13 protein-coding genes are annotated in these 16,992 nt (G+C 66.8%); 9 read left to right on the top strand and 4 right to left on the bottom strand.

Features of this window, described 5'->3' with window-relative positions; genetic code table 11:
* Nucleotides 1–82: 82 nt before the first annotated feature.
* The 4 genes from ABV408_RS11145 to ABV408_RS11130 are packed head-to-tail and all read right to left on the bottom strand — an operon-like array spanning nt 83 to nt 5,712.
* Complete coding sequence (locus ABV408_RS11145) at nt 83–1,612, bottom strand: LTA synthase family protein (RefSeq protein ID WP_353979023.1); 1,530 nt, start codon at nt 1,610–1,612, stop codon at nt 83–85.
* Complete coding sequence (locus ABV408_RS11140; RefSeq protein WP_353979022.1) at nt 1,609–2,388, bottom strand: SDR family NAD(P)-dependent oxidoreductase; 780 nt, start codon at nt 2,386–2,388, stop codon at nt 1,609–1,611. The genes ABV408_RS11145 and ABV408_RS11140 overlap by 4 nt, the downstream gene beginning before the upstream one ends.
* Nucleotides 2,385–3,632 carry a capsular biosynthesis protein gene (locus ABV408_RS11135; protein WP_353979021.1) on the bottom strand — a complete coding sequence of 416 codons (1,248 nt, stop codon included), beginning with the start codon at nt 3,630–3,632 and terminating at the stop codon, nt 2,385–2,387. The genes ABV408_RS11140 and ABV408_RS11135 overlap by 4 nt, the downstream gene beginning before the upstream one ends.
* Nucleotide 3,633: 1 nt before the next feature.
* Nucleotides 3,634–5,712 (bottom strand): capsular polysaccharide biosynthesis protein, encoded by a 2,079-nt coding sequence (locus ABV408_RS11130; RefSeq protein ID WP_353979020.1) that lies wholly within the window; start codon nt 5,710–5,712, stop codon nt 3,634–3,636.
* 835 nt (nt 5,713–6,547) lie between these two features.
* Here ABV408_RS11130 and cysD point away from each other — a divergent pair.
* From cysD to rfbD, 9 genes are all read left to right on the top strand, one after another.
* Nucleotides 6,548–7,465, top strand: coding sequence for a sulfate adenylyltransferase subunit CysD (gene cysD / locus ABV408_RS11125; protein WP_353979019.1), 918 nt, complete (start codon nt 6,548–6,550; stop codon nt 7,463–7,465).
* Between the two features lie 106 nt (nt 7,466–7,571).
* The gene (gene cysN / locus ABV408_RS11120; protein ID WP_353979018.1) at nt 7,572–9,464 is read left to right on the top strand and encodes a sulfate adenylyltransferase subunit CysN; all 1,893 of its coding nucleotides are present in this window, start codon (nt 7,572–7,574) and stop codon (nt 9,462–9,464) included.
* Nucleotides 9,465–9,535: 71 nt separating this feature from the next.
* Nucleotides 9,536–9,973: a DVU3141 family protein gene (locus ABV408_RS11115; protein ID WP_353979017.1), complete on the top strand. Its 438-nt coding sequence runs from the start codon at nt 9,536–9,538 to the stop codon at nt 9,971–9,973.
* Between the two features lie 149 nt (nt 9,974–10,122).
* On the top strand, nt 10,123–11,853 hold the full coding sequence (locus ABV408_RS11110) for a polysaccharide biosynthesis/export family protein (protein WP_353979016.1): 1,731 nt from the start codon (nt 10,123–10,125) through the stop codon (nt 11,851–11,853).
* A 27-nt stretch (nt 11,854–11,880) separates the two neighbouring features.
* Nucleotides 11,881–12,696, top strand: a complete 816-nt coding sequence (locus tag ABV408_RS11105) for an ABC transporter permease (RefSeq protein ID WP_233076450.1) — start codon at nt 11,881–11,883, stop codon at nt 12,694–12,696.
* A 16-nt stretch (nt 12,697–12,712) separates the two neighbouring features.
* A complete protein-coding gene (locus tag ABV408_RS11100) occupies nt 12,713–13,690 on the top strand; it encodes an ABC transporter ATP-binding protein (protein WP_353979015.1) in 978 nt (325 codons plus the stop codon).
* A complete protein-coding gene (locus ABV408_RS11095) occupies nt 13,687–14,784 on the top strand; it encodes a chain-length determining protein (RefSeq protein WP_353979014.1) in 1,098 nt (365 codons plus the stop codon). Before ABV408_RS11100 ends, ABV408_RS11095 begins: the two co-directional genes overlap by 4 nt.
* Nucleotides 14,785–14,904: 120 nt before the next feature.
* On the top strand, nt 14,905–16,008 hold the full coding sequence (gene rfbB, locus ABV408_RS11090) for a dTDP-glucose 4,6-dehydratase (RefSeq protein WP_353979013.1): 1,104 nt from the start codon (nt 14,905–14,907) through the stop codon (nt 16,006–16,008).
* Nucleotides 16,005–16,889, top strand: a complete 885-nt coding sequence (gene rfbD / locus ABV408_RS11085; RefSeq protein ID WP_353979012.1) for a dTDP-4-dehydrorhamnose reductase — start codon at nt 16,005–16,007, stop codon at nt 16,887–16,889. The genes rfbB and rfbD overlap by 4 nt, the downstream gene beginning before the upstream one ends.
* Nucleotides 16,890–16,992 lie beyond the last annotated feature (103 nt).

Genomic DNA, 16,992 nt, shown 5'->3' with positions numbered 1-16,992 from the left:
CCTTGTTGGGGCATCCAGGTTCTTGGCGCAGCGCTGCGCCCGATTGGCGTTTCGCCGCCATGATTGCCTGTCAATTGCCTGCTTATCTGCGCTCGATGATGGTCTGATAAAGGGTGGCGCCCAGCTTATCCGCTGATAGTGTCTTGCGCACCTTATCGCTTGGCTCGGCGTCGGTCTGCCAGATGAAATAGTTCGTCAAACCATCCGGTTCGCCATGGTCGGCATACACGCCCGGCATGATCGGTACGTGGTCGCCGTAGAACGCCAGCATGCCGGGCCTGTCGGCCGCCTTCAGCAGTTCCTTGAGGCGCGCGAGCATCTTGTCGCCGTTGTGCAGGTGGCGCAGATAGACCGCCAGGTCGCTATGCCCTTCGGGCAGCTCGCCTTCGAGCCAATCGGCGGCGGTGCGAGCATCGGGCGTTTCCAGATGCAGCGGGCCATGGTTCTCCATGCTGATCAAGAACACGAACAGCGGCTGCGTCGGGCCCGTGGCGAGCATTTCGCGCACCTTCCCCGCGAGGGCCAGGTCGCCGGTGTACTGGCCGTCACGATCGCTCTCGTCGAAGGCGCGGATATCGATGAAGTCATCGAAGCCGAGCTGCGGATAGACCCGGTCGCGCAGATAGAAGCTGGCCGGGTAGGGGTGCACGCAGACCGTACGATAGCCCAGCGCCTTGAGCGCACCGGCGAGGTTGCGTACCGGCATCCGCGCCAGCTGATGGTAGGGGTTGAAGCGGTGGCCGCCGAGGGCTTCCGGGGTCAAGCCGGTGAGCACCGCGCACTCGGTGCGCACGGTGTTGGCGCCCCAGGCGGGCACCTCGAGACGGCCCGCCGCCAGCGCCTGCTCGCTCAGGGTGTCGAACTCGCGCAGAATCTCTGGGCGAATGCCGGGATACCAGCGGCGCGGATCGAAGAACGACTCGCTCTGCACCAGCACCAGGTGTGGCAGGGTGATCTTTGCCGGCGGCGTGGTGGTCTCGGGGAACGCCGCGGCGTTGCCACCCGCTGCCAGTGGTTGGCGCAGTAGTCTGCCGTAGGCCCACAGGTAGGGGTAGAGGCCCAGCTCGACCAGGTCGCGGTTGGGCTCGAGGGTGCAGGCTGGCAGGCGCGGCAACGCCAGCCACAGGGTGAGCGCGCTGGCGGCGCTCAGCGCTAGGATGAGTAGCAGGCTCCAGGGCGCATCGGGGCGGGCGAACAGCGAGGGTTCGAGCCAGAACCCGGCAGCGATGGCCAGGGCGCCGGCACTGCTGGCGGCGATGGTCAAGCCGATACCGAAGAACGGGATATAGAGACGCGGGTGCTTGACCGCATCGACGAAGTACTCGAAGTCCTGGCACAGAAACGGCTCGCGCAGTGACGCCGACTTGGTGTTGTTGACCTGGACGATCACCATCTGCAGCGAGCCGGCGATCACCACCGCGAACCACGGCCGCTGCACGATCAGCAGCCACAGGGTGAAGTGAAGCAGGGCCGTGGCAGCGTGGACGCCGATCACCGCCGCCGGACGCTGCCATAGCGGGCTGGGGCGCGGGGCGAGCAGCAGCTCGAACAGCGACGTGAGCAGCAGCGTGGCCATTGCGGCGCTTAGGGTGTGAGCGATACCGGCACTCATGACTTCGAGCCCTCGGCGTAGTCGAGCCACTTGAGCAGGCGCTGGGAGATCGCCGCCGGCAGCACCGCCAGCCACCAGCAGCCGAAGTCGAGCGGGAACGGAAAGCTGACCCGGGCGCGATTGCGCGCCACGCCGGCGGCGATGCGTCGGGCGGCCCGCTCCGGCTGCCACAGAAACGGCTTCGGCCCGGGCATTTCATGGCACATCTGTGAGCTGACGTAGCCCGGCATGATCACGCTGACGCCGACGCCGTAGGGCGCCAGCCAGCCGCGCAGGGCCTCACCGTAGGCCTTCACGCCGGCCTTGCTGGCGCTGTAGCTGGGGGTGACCGGTAGCCCGTGGTAGGCGGCCAGCGAGCTCATGAAGACCAGCTGGCCACGACGCGAGGCGCGCATTTGCTTGCCCAGGAAATTGCCCATCGCCATGGGTACGCGCAGGTTGATCGCCAGCAGGCGGCTGGCGTCGTCCCAGGCTTCGCCCTGATTGTCGGCGCCGATATCGATGTTCATACCGGCGTTGACGATGACCAGGTCGGGCGGCGTCGGCGCGCACAGCGACTCGAGCCAGGCGAACAGGGCGGTGTCGTCGTCGAGGTCGACGCGGCTGGTCTCGACCTCGGCACCCAGCCGCCGGCAGGTGCCGGCGACCTCGTCGAGCACATCGCAGCGCCGCCCATGCAGCACCAGCCGACAGCCCTGTGCATACGCTTCGGCGTAGTGCCTGGCCAGGGCGGCGCCGATGGCACCGGTGGCGCCAGTGATGACGATATGTCTCATGAAGCAATCTCGTCCTTGAGTTGTTGCAGCGGCGAGCGGTCGCGTTCCATGACCTGCAGGGCATGCCCGGCCGCCAGCTCGATACCCGGGCGGCAGTAGAACCCGCCGTTGATCTGGACCGTCTGCGCCACGGTTCGGCGATAGGCTCGAAACAGTGCCGCATCCGGCTGCGGCCTATTCTGCCAGAAATGGTCCAGCTTGCCCTGATGGGTGAGTCCGGGCATGTCGTAGATCGGCGAAGCCAGGGTGTGGGTGGGGCAGCCGAAGCCGAGCGAGACGTTGCCGGCGGTACTGTTGACGGTGACCAATCCACTGGCGCGCTTGAGCAGCGCCTCCAAATTGCCGCCCTCGAGATAGACCAGGCGGCCCGCCAGGTCGTACTCCTTCATCAGTACCTTGATCAGCCGGGCGTAGTGGGCCAGGCCCATGTCCAGCGGGTGGTTCTTGATCACCAGGCGGGCGCCGGCGGGGGCGTGATAGGCAAACGAGGCGGCCACCTTGCCGATCACCTCCTGCATGTTCTTGAAGTCGGAGTGATAGCGAATCTGGGCATCGCTCTTGAGCTGCAGCGGCAGCAGAAAGAACGGGTGGTCTTCGCTCAGCAGCGTGTGCATACGCTCGTCGTCGCGCCGCGTCAGATAGGGCATGCGCGCCTTGCGCAGCAGAAACCCGGCGTATTCCACCGGCGCGGTGACCAGCGCGTGATTGCGGTAGTGCGGATGCAGAAACGGGTTGGCCACCCCGGCCAGGTGATAGAGCACGTCGTGGCGGGCGCGGGTGCTGAACTGATTGGGAAACGGCTTGGGCTTGCCGGCGCTGGGCAGGCGTCGGCCCGCCTCGCGGTACCACTCCGGGTCCCGTGGCAGCAGCGAGTGGGCATTGACGCCCTCGCGCTCCAGGGTGACCCAGTAGGGGCGAAAGTAGCCCTCTTCGAACACGTGATTGCGGATGCCGCGTTCACGCGCGGCGAGAATCGCGCGCCGATGCACCGGGCGGCGGTCGCCGAACACCACCTGATCGGTCACCGCGTGGCGCTCCCAGATCCGCGCCAGATAGGCGGGAACCCGCTCGGCGTGGCCGCGGTAGACATAGGTATTGCCGTGGTGCCAGTAGAGACTGTCGCCGACGGTGAAGTTGACCTTGATCACGCGATGCCCTGCCGCAAGGAGCTGTTCGCCGAGCCGGTCGAAGAACGGCGAGCAGACACCTTGCAGCAGCAGGAAACACTTGCGGGACGTCGTCAACTCATTGCCTTTTGGAAAACAGGTTGCGGTAGAGGCGATAGGCGCGGGTGCGCAGGGAGAGTCCCCGGCGCACGCTGCGCTGCTGGCGCATCAGCTCGATGGCGGTGTCGGCATTGCAGTAGTCTCCGCTCTGCGGGTCGACATAGGTCGGATAGAGCAGCAGCGCCCCGGCGATCAGCTCGTCGAGGCTCAGGCGGCGCGTGCGCCGGGGGCTGTGCAGACGGTCGTGGGTCAGCCCCCAGCCGGCATAGAACGGCAGCCCGTAGGTATGCACCGCGACGCCGCGCATCAGCCCCTCGAAGCCGGTCAGCGAGCACATGGTGTGAATTTCGTCGGCCAGGTCGATGAGATCGATGATGTCACAGTCGACCAGCTCGAGGTCGAACAGGCCCTCGGCCTGGCGGTCGATCAGTCCGACCCGCGCCCCCGAGGTCACGTCGGGATGCGGCTTGTAGATGATGAAGGCATTCGGTCGGCGCTCGCGCACGGCCGCCAGTAGCTGCTGGTTGGTCTTGATCTCCGGCGAGCCCTGGGCGATCGACGCGTCGGTCTCGACCTGGCCCGGCACCAGTACGATGGGCCGCGTACCGATCGCCTCGCGCGGCAGCGCCGGCAGGTTGCGCCCGGCGACGTTGTACTTCGACAGCTTGAGGTCGATCAGCCGCTGGCGCAGACCCGCCGCCCGCGCCAACAGGGCGGCATCGAAGGGGGTGTGCTCCAGCAGCTGCTCGAGATCGCTGGTGTGATTGGCGTCGTAGTAGAGGCCGCGGGCGTCGAAGGCGAGCGAGAGCGGCCGGGTCAGGTCCACCCCGAGCCCCACCGAGCGCACGAAGCCATCCTCCATGCGCCACAGGCGCACCCCGTGCGTCTGGCACAGCGTCTTGATCTCCGGGGTGAGTTTCTGCCCCCACACCACCAGGCTGTCGCAGGTCGCGAGTTGTGCCGCCAGCGGTGTCTTCTCGTGGCTGAACTGCACAGTGGCTGCCGGGCCCAGGAAATCCCTGACGAAGCCGCGCTTCCAGTTGGAGAAACCCAGTGCCAGCCAGCGACCTGCCAGGCGGTCGCGCTGGCGCTTCTGGTCGGCGAGCAGATCGAGGGTCTCCTCCAGGGTCGAGGGCATGCCCGTGTAGGGGTTGGCGTAGCGGCAGTAGCGTAGATAGGCCGCTGCGAAAAGCTCTTCCAGCGAACGTCGACGCTGCCGCCGCGGGCACGCCTGGGCATCCCGGGTGAGCCCCCAGCCGGAATAGAAGGGGACACCGAAGCAGTGCACCGGCCTGCCCGCCATCAGCGCTTCGAACCCGAGCTGGCTGGTGACCACGTAGACCGCCTCCACCGCATCCATCAGCGCCCAGGGGTTGATGTCCTCGCCCATCAGGCGGCAGCGCGGCTGGGTCGCCGCCGCGGTGAGATAGCCGCGCTTGCGCCCGGCGATCACATCGGGATGGGTCTTGATCAGGATCTCCGCCTCGGGGTGATCGGCCAGCGCCTGCTCGAGCATCCGCGTGAAGGCGTCTGCATCGGCCATGCCGTGGGTGATCGAGGCGTCGTCGCGGGTCTGATCCACCACCAGCACGCGCGGGCGCTCGGCCGGGGGCAGCGGGCGATCCGGGGCGTGGTTGTACTTGGACAGGCGCAGCTCGCGCAGACGCTGCATGGCGCGCGCCGCACGGTCGAGTTCGGCGGCATCGAACTCGGCGTGGTTGAGCCAGCGCTCGAGATCGGAGGGCCGCGTGGCGTCGTAATAGATGCCGCTGAAATCGACCACCAGGCTGTGCGGCTGGGCGTGATCGACCCCCAGCCCCAGCGAGCGCAGGAAACCATCCTCGATCGCCACGTAGGGCAGGTCACGTCTGGCGGCGAGGCGGCGTGCCCGGGCTGCGGTGGGCTTGAGCCCCCAGCCGACGATCGCATCCAGCGGTCGCCGGCTGCGCGGGCCGACACGCTCGAGCTGCGGATACTCCGGCAGCAGACACCCCACGATGCGCCAGCGCGCCAGCCCGCGGGAGAGATAGCCGGCCACACGGCCGCCCGCAGCCCCGGGCAGTGAAGAAGACGACGAGACTGTCGGATCGTTGTTCATATTGCGAGAAAAAGGCCAGACCGTCATCAAAATGGATCGCCACGCTACGCAACTTCCCTGCATTAGGCAATCGCCAGCGGCATACGAGAAGGGTGCGCGCAGTGTAGCGCATCGGAGGGCGTATTTGGGGCGTTTTCAGCCTTGGGATGGCAGGCAAAATCTGGCGTTTCAATGTGTATCGATTAACGCGCTAATCGAAGGCGCAAGTGTAATCGAGGTTTTCTCATGGAAAAGGCGAGCCACGCAGGTGTGAGGACATTCATGTTATGGCGTGGCCGGCTCTCCGTTTTATTTCATAGTCGTTCTGGCTTTGATGTCTGACTTCCTCATGAAAAGCAGAGTATGGCGCCCATTCGACGCCGGGATAAGCGCGTTTTTGGTGCGCCAATAGTATCCGGGGCTAACTTGGATGATCTTTAAAAACATCTATAAAACAGTGGCTTGTGTTGGTTTAGAAAATCTCAATGCTCACGGTTAGTTTGTTGGTCGGGAAGTCTAATTATTCATGTCTTCGATCAATAATGTGCATTTACAAAAAGAAACGTTGGCGTTTTTTGACGTTTGACTCGCCGATGGGTTTCACCGAAAAAGAGCGCGAGATCGTCCGTTGAAGAGTGCCGGCGATATCACTGATTACCCCCTCGTTCGCTGCCGTGTAGCGAAACGTCAACAGCGATCGGCTCTCGCCGGAGTTACCCGTGATTACAGGACTTGATATGGCTGCGTCTGCCAGCACCAGCGGTGTACATGATTGGGAGGCCAAAGGCACCCCCGCAGGCGCCAGCCCAGGTCGCTTTGCCGCTGCGCCGGAGTGGTGTCGATCGGAGTCATGTGCATGAGCGCACTTGCGACGCTGGGTCAGACCCATCTCAGACAGCTCGAGGCTGAGTCGATGCACATCATCCGCGAGGTGGTAGCCGAGTTTCGCCACCCGGTGATGCTCTACTCGATCGGCAAGGACTCCTCGGTGATGCTGCATCTGGCGCGCAAGGCGTTCTATCCGGGCACGCCGCCGTTTCCGCTCCTGCACGTCAATACCACCTGGAAGTTCAAGGAGATGATCGCCTTTCGCGACCGCGTCCTGGCCCAGGTCGGCATGCCGTTGATCGAGCACATCAATGAAGAGGGGCGCGCCACGGGCATCAACCCCTTCGATCATGGCAGCGCCAGATACACCGACGTCATGAAGACCCAGGCGCTCAAGCAGGCGCTGGATGCCCACGGCTTCGATGCCGCCTTCGGCGGCGCGCGGCGCGACGAGGAAGCCTCCCGCGCCAAGGAGCGGGTCTACTCCTTCCGTGACAGGTACCACCGCTGGGACCCCAGGAACCAGCGCCCGGAACTGTGGAATCTCTACAACGGCAGGATTGGCCCGGGTGAGTCGATCCGTGTCTTCCCGCTCTCGAACTGGACCGAGCTGGATATCTGGCAATACATCCACCTCGAGTCGATCCCCATCGTGCCGCTCTATTACGCCGCGCCGCGCCCGGTGGTGGTACGCGATGGCCGGCTGATCATGGTCGATGACGAGCGTCTGCCGCTGGCCCCGGGCGAGATGCCCGAGGAGCGCTGGGTGCGCTTCCGCACCCTCGGCTGTTACCCGCTCACCGGCGCGGTCTCGTCCCGCGCCGCGACGCTGCCCGCGATCATCCAGGAGATGCTGCTGACCCGCACCAGCGAACGCTTCGGGCGTGCCATCGACCACGACCAGGCGGGGTCGATGGAGAAGAAAAAACGCGAAGGGTACTTCTGAGACGGCCATGTCTGAACCAGCCGCGTCCGCGTCGATCGAGAACTGCCGGCTGGCGCCTGGGCGCCGCATGCCACCGAGAGGGAACACTGTGTCACACGCGTCAGCCATGATCACCGACAACATCGAAGCCTACCTGAGGGTGCACGAGCACAAGGGGCTTCTGCGCTTCATCACCTGCGGCAGCGTCGACGATGGCAAGTCGACCCTGATCGGGCGGCTGCTGCACGACGCCAGGATGATCTTCGAGGATCAGCTGGCGGCGGTGGCGCGTGACTCCAAGCGCTGTGGCACCACTGGTGAGCGCATGGATCTGGCGCTGCTGGTCGATGGCCTGCAGGCCGAGCGTGAGCAGGGCATCACCATCGATGTCGCCTACCGTTTCTTCTCCACCGACAAGCGCAAGTTCATCATCGCCGACACCCCGGGACACGAGCAGTACACCCGCAACATGGTCACCGGGGCCTCTACCGCCGACCTCGCGGTGATCCTGATCGATGCCCGTCTCGGGGTTCAGGCGCAGACCCGGCGGCACAGCTATCTGTGCGACCTGCTGGGCATTCGCCATCTGGTGGTGGCGGTCAACAAGATGGATCTGGTCGGCTATTCGCGCGAGCGCTTCGAGGAGATCGTCGCGGCGTACCGCCACTTCGCCACGCGGCTGACGGCTACAGACATCCGCTTCGTGCCGCTGTCCGCGCTGGAGGGTGACAACGTCGTCGACCCCAGCGAACGCATGCCGTGGTATCAGCTCGGTGGCCAGCGAGGGCCGGCGTTGCTGTCGCTACTCGAGCAGATCGATGTCGCCTCCCCGGCGCCGTTCGAGGCGCTGCGCTTTCCGGTGCAGTACGTCAACCGCCCCAACCCCCACTTCCGTGGCTACTGCGGCACCCTGGCCGCCGGCAGCCTGCGCCCAGGGGACGCAGTGCGGGTACTGCCGTCGCGGCGCTGCGCCAGGGTGGCGCGTCTGGTCACCAACGACGGCGACCTCGAGATCGCCTATCCGGGGCAGTCGATCACCGTGACCCTCGACACCGAAATCGACATCTCTCGCGGCGACATGCTGGTGGCGGAGGCGTCGGAGCTGACCCCGTGCAGCGCCTTCAGCGCGGATCTGGTGTGGCTGCACGAAACGCCGTTGGCACTGGGCCACGAGTACGAACTCAAGGCGGCGACCCGCAGCGTCTGCGCGCGGGTGGTGCGGCTGGTGCATCAGGTCGATGTCGACACCCTGGCGCATACGCCTACGCAGCGGCTCGCGCTCAACGGGATCGCGCGCTGCCAGATCGAAGTGGACCAGCCGCTGGTGCTGGATAGCTATCGGCGCTCTCCGGGTACCGGCGCCTTCGTGCTGATCGATCGCTTCAATCATCTGACGGTTGCCGCCGGCATGGTCGTCGACACCCTGAGCGCGGCCAACCTGGTGTGGCACGACATGGCGGTGACCCAGCGTCGGCGCGCCGAGCGTCACCGCCAGAAGCCCTGCGTGGTGTGGTTCACCGGGCTTTCAGGGGCCGGCAAGTCGAGCGTCGCCGATGCGCTCGAGCGCCAGCTCTTCGGTATGGGCCACAGCACCTATCTGCTCGATGGCGACAACCTGCGCCACGGGCTATGCAGCGATCTGGGCTTCGGCGACCGCGAGCGCCAGGAAAACATGCGCCGGGTCGGCGAGGTGGCTCGTCTGATGGTCGACGCCGGCATGATCGTGCTGGTCGCACTCATCTCTCCCTTCCGTCAGGAGCGCCAGCGGGTGCGCGAGCGCATGGCGCCGGGCGAGTTCATCGAAGTGTTCGTCAATACCCCGCTTGCGGTGTGCGAGCGACGTGACCCCAAGGGGCTCTACCGTCGCGCCCGGGCGGGGGAGATCGCCCAGTTCACCGGTATCAGCTCGCCCTACGAAGCGCCCCAGCACCCCGAGATCGAGATCGATACCTCGCACGACGACCTGGCGTTGACGGTCGCCGGGCTGATCGCCGCGCTGCGACGAGTGGGTGTCATTTGAACCGTTTTCGACGTGAACCCGCTGGCCGGGCGGCCGGCGGGCCAGGCAGCACAAGCAGGAGGATAACCCGCATGCAGCACACACAACACGTACGCAGACCCCAGGCGCTAGCCCGCAGCCAGACGCGGGCCCGCAGAGACAAGCCGGTGTGGCTGGCAGCCACTCTGGTGCTGGCCGCCGGTCTGAGCGGCTGTGCCGCGCCGGGCGGCCAGCCCGGCGCCGCCGACACCCTGTCCATGGCGGATGCCACGCCGGCCGGCCCGGCCCTGAGCGCCTTTCTCGAGCGCGCGCCGGATGGCGCCGTGACCACGCTGGCGGCGTCGCCCTGGGGCGGCAATGTCACCGTCTACGCCCGCGAGCGCTACTTCGCCGCCAGCGGCCATGAGTGCCTGCGGCTCGACGTGAGCCGAGGGGCGGTACCGGCGGCACTGGGCAGCGGCGAGGTGGCGTGCCGTGTCGCCGCCCGTGGCTGGTACACCCAGCGGCTGGTGACCGAGGTGGTGCGCTAGCCAGCGCCGCCGCCGCCGCAGCCGCCGCCGCCGCCGCAGCGAGCCGCCGCCACCGGCCGCGGTCACGCTGCGCGGCCAATAACCGAGCCGTAGCCGGGCGCTTTGAGCCCCCGCGCCGGCCGACAACGAGTCTAGGGCAGGAACACAACATGAAGCGCGCAGCATGGATTTCCCGGGCAATGTGCCTGGTGGCGGTAGCGTGGCTGAACGCCGGCGCGGTCCACGCGCAGTCGATCGGCGTCGATAGCAGCTCGCTGCTCGGCAGCGATGCCGAGGCGCAGCCGCTGACCGCGGATTCGAGCGAGGCCGGGGTCGAGGAGATTCCGCGGGCCGACTGGGACAGCGGCACCTATGGGCCGGTCGATCCGCGCACCCAGGCGCCGGTCGATCCGGAGTCGCTGCCGCCGTTCGGCGCCAACCTGTTCACCGGGGGCTTTCGCGGCACCATGGCCGATGGCCTCAACCCGGCCTACCTGATCAAACCGGGCGACCAAATCACCATCCGGGTGTGGGGCGGGGTGGAGCTCGACCGGGTGCTGGTGGTGGACGCCCAGGGCAACATCTTCCTGCCGCGGATCGGGCCGCTGCAGGTCCAGGGTATCTCCAATGCTCAGCTCAACGCCAAGGTGCGCGGCGCGATCCAGTCGGTCTACCCCGAGAACGTCAGCGTCTACACCAATCTGCAGGGCGTACAGCCGGTCGGCGTGTTCGTGACCGGCTACGTCAATAGCCCCGGCCGCTACTCGGGCACCCCCAACGACTCGGTGCTCTATTTCCTCGACCAGGCCGGTGGCATCGATCAGGCGCTGGGCAGCTATCGCCGGGTGCTGATCAAGCGCGGCAGCCGGGTGATCGGCGTGGTCGATCTGTATGACTTCCTGCTCGACGGTGAGATCGCGCGGCCGCAGTTCCGCGACGGCGACACCCTGGTGGTGGAGGCGCGCGGCCCGGCGATCAGCGTGGTCGGGGACGTGCAGAAGGACTATCGCTACGAGCTGGTGGGCGACAGCCTGACCGGACAGGACGTGCTCGACCTGGCGCGGCTCAAGGCTGGTGTCTCGCACGTGCTGCTGCGTGGCAGCCGGCCCGAGGGTCCGCTGTCGCGCTACCTGCCGCTGGCGGCGTTCCGGGCCGCCGAGGTTCGGCGCGGTGACGAGGTGCTGTTCAGCGCCGATCAGCGCGACGAGACCATCGTGGTGCAGGTCGAAGGCAGCTACTACGGCCCCTCGCGCTATGCGCTGCCGCGCAACGCCAAGCTGGGCGAGCTGCTCAACGCGATCAGCGTGCCCCGCGATATGACCAGCTATCGGGATGTCTCGATCCGGCGGATCAGCGTCGCCCGCCAGCAGGCGGCATCGCTCAAGGAGAGCCTGCGCCGGCTCGAGACCACCTACCTCGGCTACCCCTCGCGGACCGCCAAGGAGGGCGAGATCCAGGTGCGCCAGGCGGAGCTGATCGAGCGTTTCGTGCAGAAGGCGGCCCAGGTCAAGCCCAATGGCCGGCTGGTGGTGGCGCGTGACAGCGGGGTCGCCGATATCCGCCTGCAGGATGGCGATATCGTCACCATCCCCGAGAGCACCGATTCCGTGCTGCTCAGCGGCGAGGTGGTGATTCCGCAGGCGCTGGTGTTCACCCCGGGGATGAACGCCGACGACTATATCCGCCTGGCCGGTGGCTTCACCCCGCGTGCCGACGAGGACCAGGTGCTGGTGGTGCATCGCAACGGTGCGGTGATGCATGCCGGCCAGACCCGCATGCGCGCCGGCGACGAGATCATCGTGCTGCCCGCGGCGCCGACCAGCAACATCGAACTGGCGGCGAGCATTACCCAGATCCTCTACCAGGTCGCGGTAGCGACCAAAGTGGCGCTCGACCTATGAGCGCCGCAGCGAGAGGAGGGCGAGCCCATGGCTGACTCCATGCTCCCGATCGCCGGGGCGCGCCCGCGCGGTGCCTGGCGGGTGGCCCGCAGCGTGTGGTTCGCGATGTTCATGCGTGAAGCGATCTCGCGCACCATGGCCGACCGCATGGGCTGGTTCTGGATGATCTTCGAGCCGCTGGCGATCATCGGCGTGATGGTCTCGATCCGCGGGCTGTTCATGTCCGGCAGCGAGATTTCCGGCGCCGATCACGTGCCGTGGATGATCGTCGGGCTGATGGGCTTCGGGCTGTTCCGCGAGAACATGATGCGCGCGCTGGGGGCGATCGACGCCAACAAGGGGCTGTTCGCCTACCGCCAGGTCAAGCCGGTCGATACCGTGCTGGTGCGCTGCTTCCTGGAGGGCATGCTCAAGTCCTTCCTGTTTCTGATGTTCATGCTGATCGGCGACCTGCTGAAGTTCGAGCTGATGCCGGATCATCCCCTCGGCGTACTACTCGACTGGCTGTCGCTGTGGGCGCTGGGTTGGGGCGCGGGGCTGACGGTTTCGGTGCTCGGCGACCTGGTGCCGGAGTTCGGCCGCGTGGTGCGCATCCTCAACCTGCCGCTGCTGCTGCTCTCGGGCGTGATCCTGCCGGTGATGTACGTGCCTTACCCCTACCGCGACTACCTGCTGTGGAACCCGCTGGTCCACGGTCTGGAGAGCATGCGGGTCGCGTTCTTCCCCGGCTATCACACCCTCAACGATATCGACATGACCTACCTCTGGTTCTGGGCGCTGTCGCTGCTGGCGCTGGGCCTGCTGCTGCACATCCGTTTCGCCGCCAGGTTGAAAGCGCACTAGCGCGGAGGAGCGAGCCATGATCGATATCCGTCATCTCTACAAGCGCTATCACAACCACCACGGCAGCCAGTGGGTGCTCGAGGACATCAATCTGAGCATCCCCGCCGGGGTCAGCGTCGGCCTGCTGGGGCGTAACGGCGCCGGCAAGTCGACCCTGCTGCGCCTGATCGGCGGCATGGATACCCCGGATCGCGGCGAGATCGTGCGCGCCAGTCGAGTCTCCTGGCCGATCGGCCTGGCCGGGGGCTTCCAGGGCTCGATGACCGGGCGTCAGAACGTCAAGTTCGTCGCCCGGATCCACGGCGCCGACGACGAGATCGAGGAGATCATCGCGGCGGTGGAGAGCTTCGCCGACATCGGCCGGGCCTTCGACGAGCCGATCAAGACCTACTCCTCGGGGATGCGCTCGCGGCTCGCCTTCGGGCTATCGCTGGCCTTCGACTTCGACGTCTACCTCTCCGACGAGGCCACGGCGGTGGGCGACCGCCACTTCAAGCAGAAGGCGAGCGAAGCGTTCAAGGCGCGCATCGGCCGCGCCAGCCTGATCATGGTCTCCCACGGTGAGGGCGTGCTGCGCGAGTTCTGTCAGGCCGGGATTCTGCTCGATCGCGGCCGCGCGTTCTGGTTCGACGAGATAGAGGACGCCATCGAGGCCTACCACAGCGCCGGTGACGGCTACACACCGCCGCGGCCGGCCACACCCCGCAATCTGGAGGAGGCCAAGCGGGCGCTGGCCGAGGCCAATGCGCGCTTCGACGCCGCCCGAGAAGCCCTCGATGCCGTCGGCGACAGTGCCGCGGAAACCGCAGCACCCCCCGAGGAGACCCTGCGCTGGCGCCTCGACGATGCCCGCGAACGGGTCCATGAGGCGCGCCGTCAGGTGCAGCAGTTCACCGCCCGCAAGGGGCGCAAAGGTGGCCCCCGGGGCCAGGAAAGGCCCACGGCCAACAACACGTCCCCCGACAAGACCTCAGCAAAGGCGAAACGGTCATGAAGAAGCCGCTCTCTGTACGCAACTACCTGCACTGGATCTTGTGCTTCGTGGCGATCGCCGTGGTCTCCGCCTACTGGGCGCTATGGGCCAGCGACCGCTATGTCTCCCACGCCAACGTGGTGCTCGAGAGCCCGCAGATCGCTGCTCCCACACTCAGTTTCAGCTCGCTGCTCAGCGGCAGCGGCGCCGCCAACACCGCCGACATGCTGCTGCTGCGTGACTACCTGCGCTCGGTGGACATGCTCAAGCTGCTGATCACCCAGGCCGACTTCCGCCAGCACTACGCCAACGCCGGCGCCGACGTCTTCAGTGCCCTGGACGATGAGAACGCGCCGCTGGAGGAGCTCCACGACTACTACCTCAAGCGGGTCTCGGTGGAGCTCGACGACTATGCCGGGGTGCTGCGCATCGACGTCGAGGCGTTCACGCCGCAGGAGGCCCATCGCATCGCCGAGCTGCTGCTGGAGGACGGCGAGCGCCACATGAACGAGATGGGGCAGCGCCTGGCCCAGGAGCAGGTCAAGTTCCTGGAGAAGCAGGTGGCGGTGCTGGAGAAGCAGTTCCAACAGACTCGTAACGACCTGCTCGACTACCAGAACGTCAACGGCCTGGTGTCGCCCACCGGTACCGTGGAGAGCCTGGAGTCGGTGGTCTCGGGGCTGGAGGGGCAGCTCGCCATCGCCAAGGCGCGCAAGCGCGCGCTGGCCAGCTATCAGAGCACGCGCTCGCCGGAGATGGTGCGCATCGAGAGCGAGATATCCGCGCTCGACAACCAGATCGTTCAGGAGCGCGAGCGCCTGGCGCGCCAATCCGGCACGGCCCTGAACCGTATCTCCTCCGAGTACCAGACCCTGCTGCTCAAGGCGCAGTTCGCCCAGGACAGCTACTCCGGTGCGCTGGCGGCGCTGGAGAACACGCGCATCGAAGCGGCACGCAAGCTCAAGCAGGTCTCGGTGCTGCAGGAGCCGACCCTGCCGGAGTACCCCGAACAGCCCGAGCGGCTCTACAACTCGGTGGTGTTCGCGGTGATCGCCCTGTTCCTCACTTTGATTCTCAACATGCTGATTCTGATCGTGAAAGACCATCGCGACTGATGCCGCACGCGCTCCCGGCGGGCGTCGCCGGTGGCCGTCACGCACTTCCTGGCACCTGAACGGCACCCACAGACAGCGCCGATCGCCACAGACGGCGCCCATGAGAACGAGAACACGACCATGAACGACTACACCGACACGACCTCTGCCAAGACATTTCTGGTCACCGGCGGCGCCGGCTTCATCGGCTCCGCGGTGATCCGCGAGCTGATCCGCGAGACCCCGCACCGCGTCGTCAACGTCGACAAGCTGACCTATGCCGGCAACCCGGAGTCGCTGGCGCCGGTCGATGACAGCGAGCGCTACGAGTTCCGGCTCGGCGATATCTGCGATGCCAAGGTGATGGCACGGCTGTTCCGCGAGCTGGCCCCGGACGTGGTCATGCACCTGGCCGCGGAGAGCCATGTCGACCGCTCCATCGACGGCCCCGCGGCATTCATCGAGACCAACGTGGTGGGCACCTACACGCTGCTGGAGACCGCGCGCCAGTACTGGAAGGAGCTCAAGACGCGCGATCCGGCCAAGGCGGCGGCGTTCCGCTTCCACCACATCTCCACCGACGAGGTCTACGGCGACCTGCACGGCGTCGACGATCTGTTCACCGAGCGCACCCCCTACGCGCCGAGCTCGCCCTATTCGGCCAGCAAGGCGAGCTCCGATCACCTGGTGCGGGCGTGGCAGCGCACCTTCGACCTGCCCACGCTGGTCACCAACTGCTCCAACAACTACGGGCCCTATCACTTCCCCGAGAAGCTGATCCCGCTGACCATCCTCAACGCCCTCGCCGGACGCCCGCTGCCGGTCTACGGCAATGGCCTGCAGGTGCGCGACTGGCTCTACGTCGAGGATCACGCCCGGGCGCTGATCCAGGTGGCGACCGAAGGGGCGGTGGGCGAGACCTACAACATCGGTGGGCACAACGAGAAGACCAACATCGAGGTGGTGCGCACGATCTGCGCGCTGCTCGAGGAGCTGGCGCCGGCCAAGCCGGCGGGGGTGGCGCACTACGCGGATCTGATCACCTTCGTCAGCGATCGCCCCGGGCATGACCAGCGCTACGCCATCGATGCCAGCAAGATCCAGCGTGAACTGGGTTGGCAGCCCCGCGAAACCTTCGACAGTGGGCTGCGCAAGACGGTGCGCTGGTTCCTCGACAACGAGGTCTGGTGGCGGCGAGTCCAGAACGGCAGCTATCAGGGCGAACGCCTGGGGGAGACCGCATGACACTGCTGATCCTGGGGGGTAGCGGCCAGGTCGGTTTCGAGCTGTGCCGGCAGCTGGCGCCGCTGGGCGAGATCGTCGCCCCGAGCCGGGCCGAGCTCGATCTGATGAGCGCAGCCAAGGTCGCCGCGGCCCTCGATACCCTGCGTCCGACGGTGATCGTCAATGCCGCCGCCTGGACAGCGGTCGACGCCGCCGAAAAAGAGCGTGATGCGGCGCAGCGGCTCAACGCCGAGCTGCCGGCCCAGCTGGCGGACTTCGCCGCCGGCGGTGGCTGCGAACTGCTGCACTACAGCTCCGATTACGTCTATCCCGGCAGCGGCGAAGCTCCCTGGCAGGAGACCAGCGCCACCGGCCCGCTCGGCCACTACGGCGCGACCAAGCTGGCCGGCGACCAGGCGCTGCTGACGGCCGCGCCGGAGGCGCTGATCCTGCGCACCAGTTGGGTCTATGCCGCCCGTGGGCGCAACTTCCTCGACACCATGCTGCGTCTGGGCGCCGAGCGCGAGCGGCTCGGCGTGGTCGCCGACCAGATCGGTGCGCCGACACCGGCGCGGCTGATCGCCACGCTGTCGCTGCTGGCGCTGCGGGCGCGCCTGGCCGGGCGGCTCGCGGGCGGGGTCTACCACCTGGCCACCCGTGGCGAGACCAGCTGGCACGGTTTCGCCTGCGAGATCTTCGCCCAGGCCCGTGCCCGCGGCGTGCCCCTGGCGCTGGCTGACGACCAGGCGGTGGCCGCCATTGCCACCGCCGACTACCCGACACCCGCCCGGCGTCCGCTCAATTCGCGTCTGGCGCTCGACAAGCTGGAGCGCGCGCTCGGCGTGCGCCTGCCGGACTGGCGCACGCAGCTGGCCCTGACGCTCGACGAGCGCCTGGGCTGAAGCGGCGCGCGCTTCAACGGTCTTTTCGATGCCGCTGACCCCGGTATCACGCGGGCACCGGCGTCACGGTGCGATCCAACGATTCGTCGGCCATACCGACAGG

Origin of the sequence: Salinicola endophyticus (assembly GCF_040536835.1) — a bacterium.
Classification (GTDB): Bacteria; Pseudomonadota; Gammaproteobacteria; order Pseudomonadales; family Halomonadaceae; genus Salinicola; species Salinicola endophyticus_A.
Note: the sequence above shows the minus strand (reverse complement) of the source record. Positions and strands in the feature narration are given on the sequence as shown.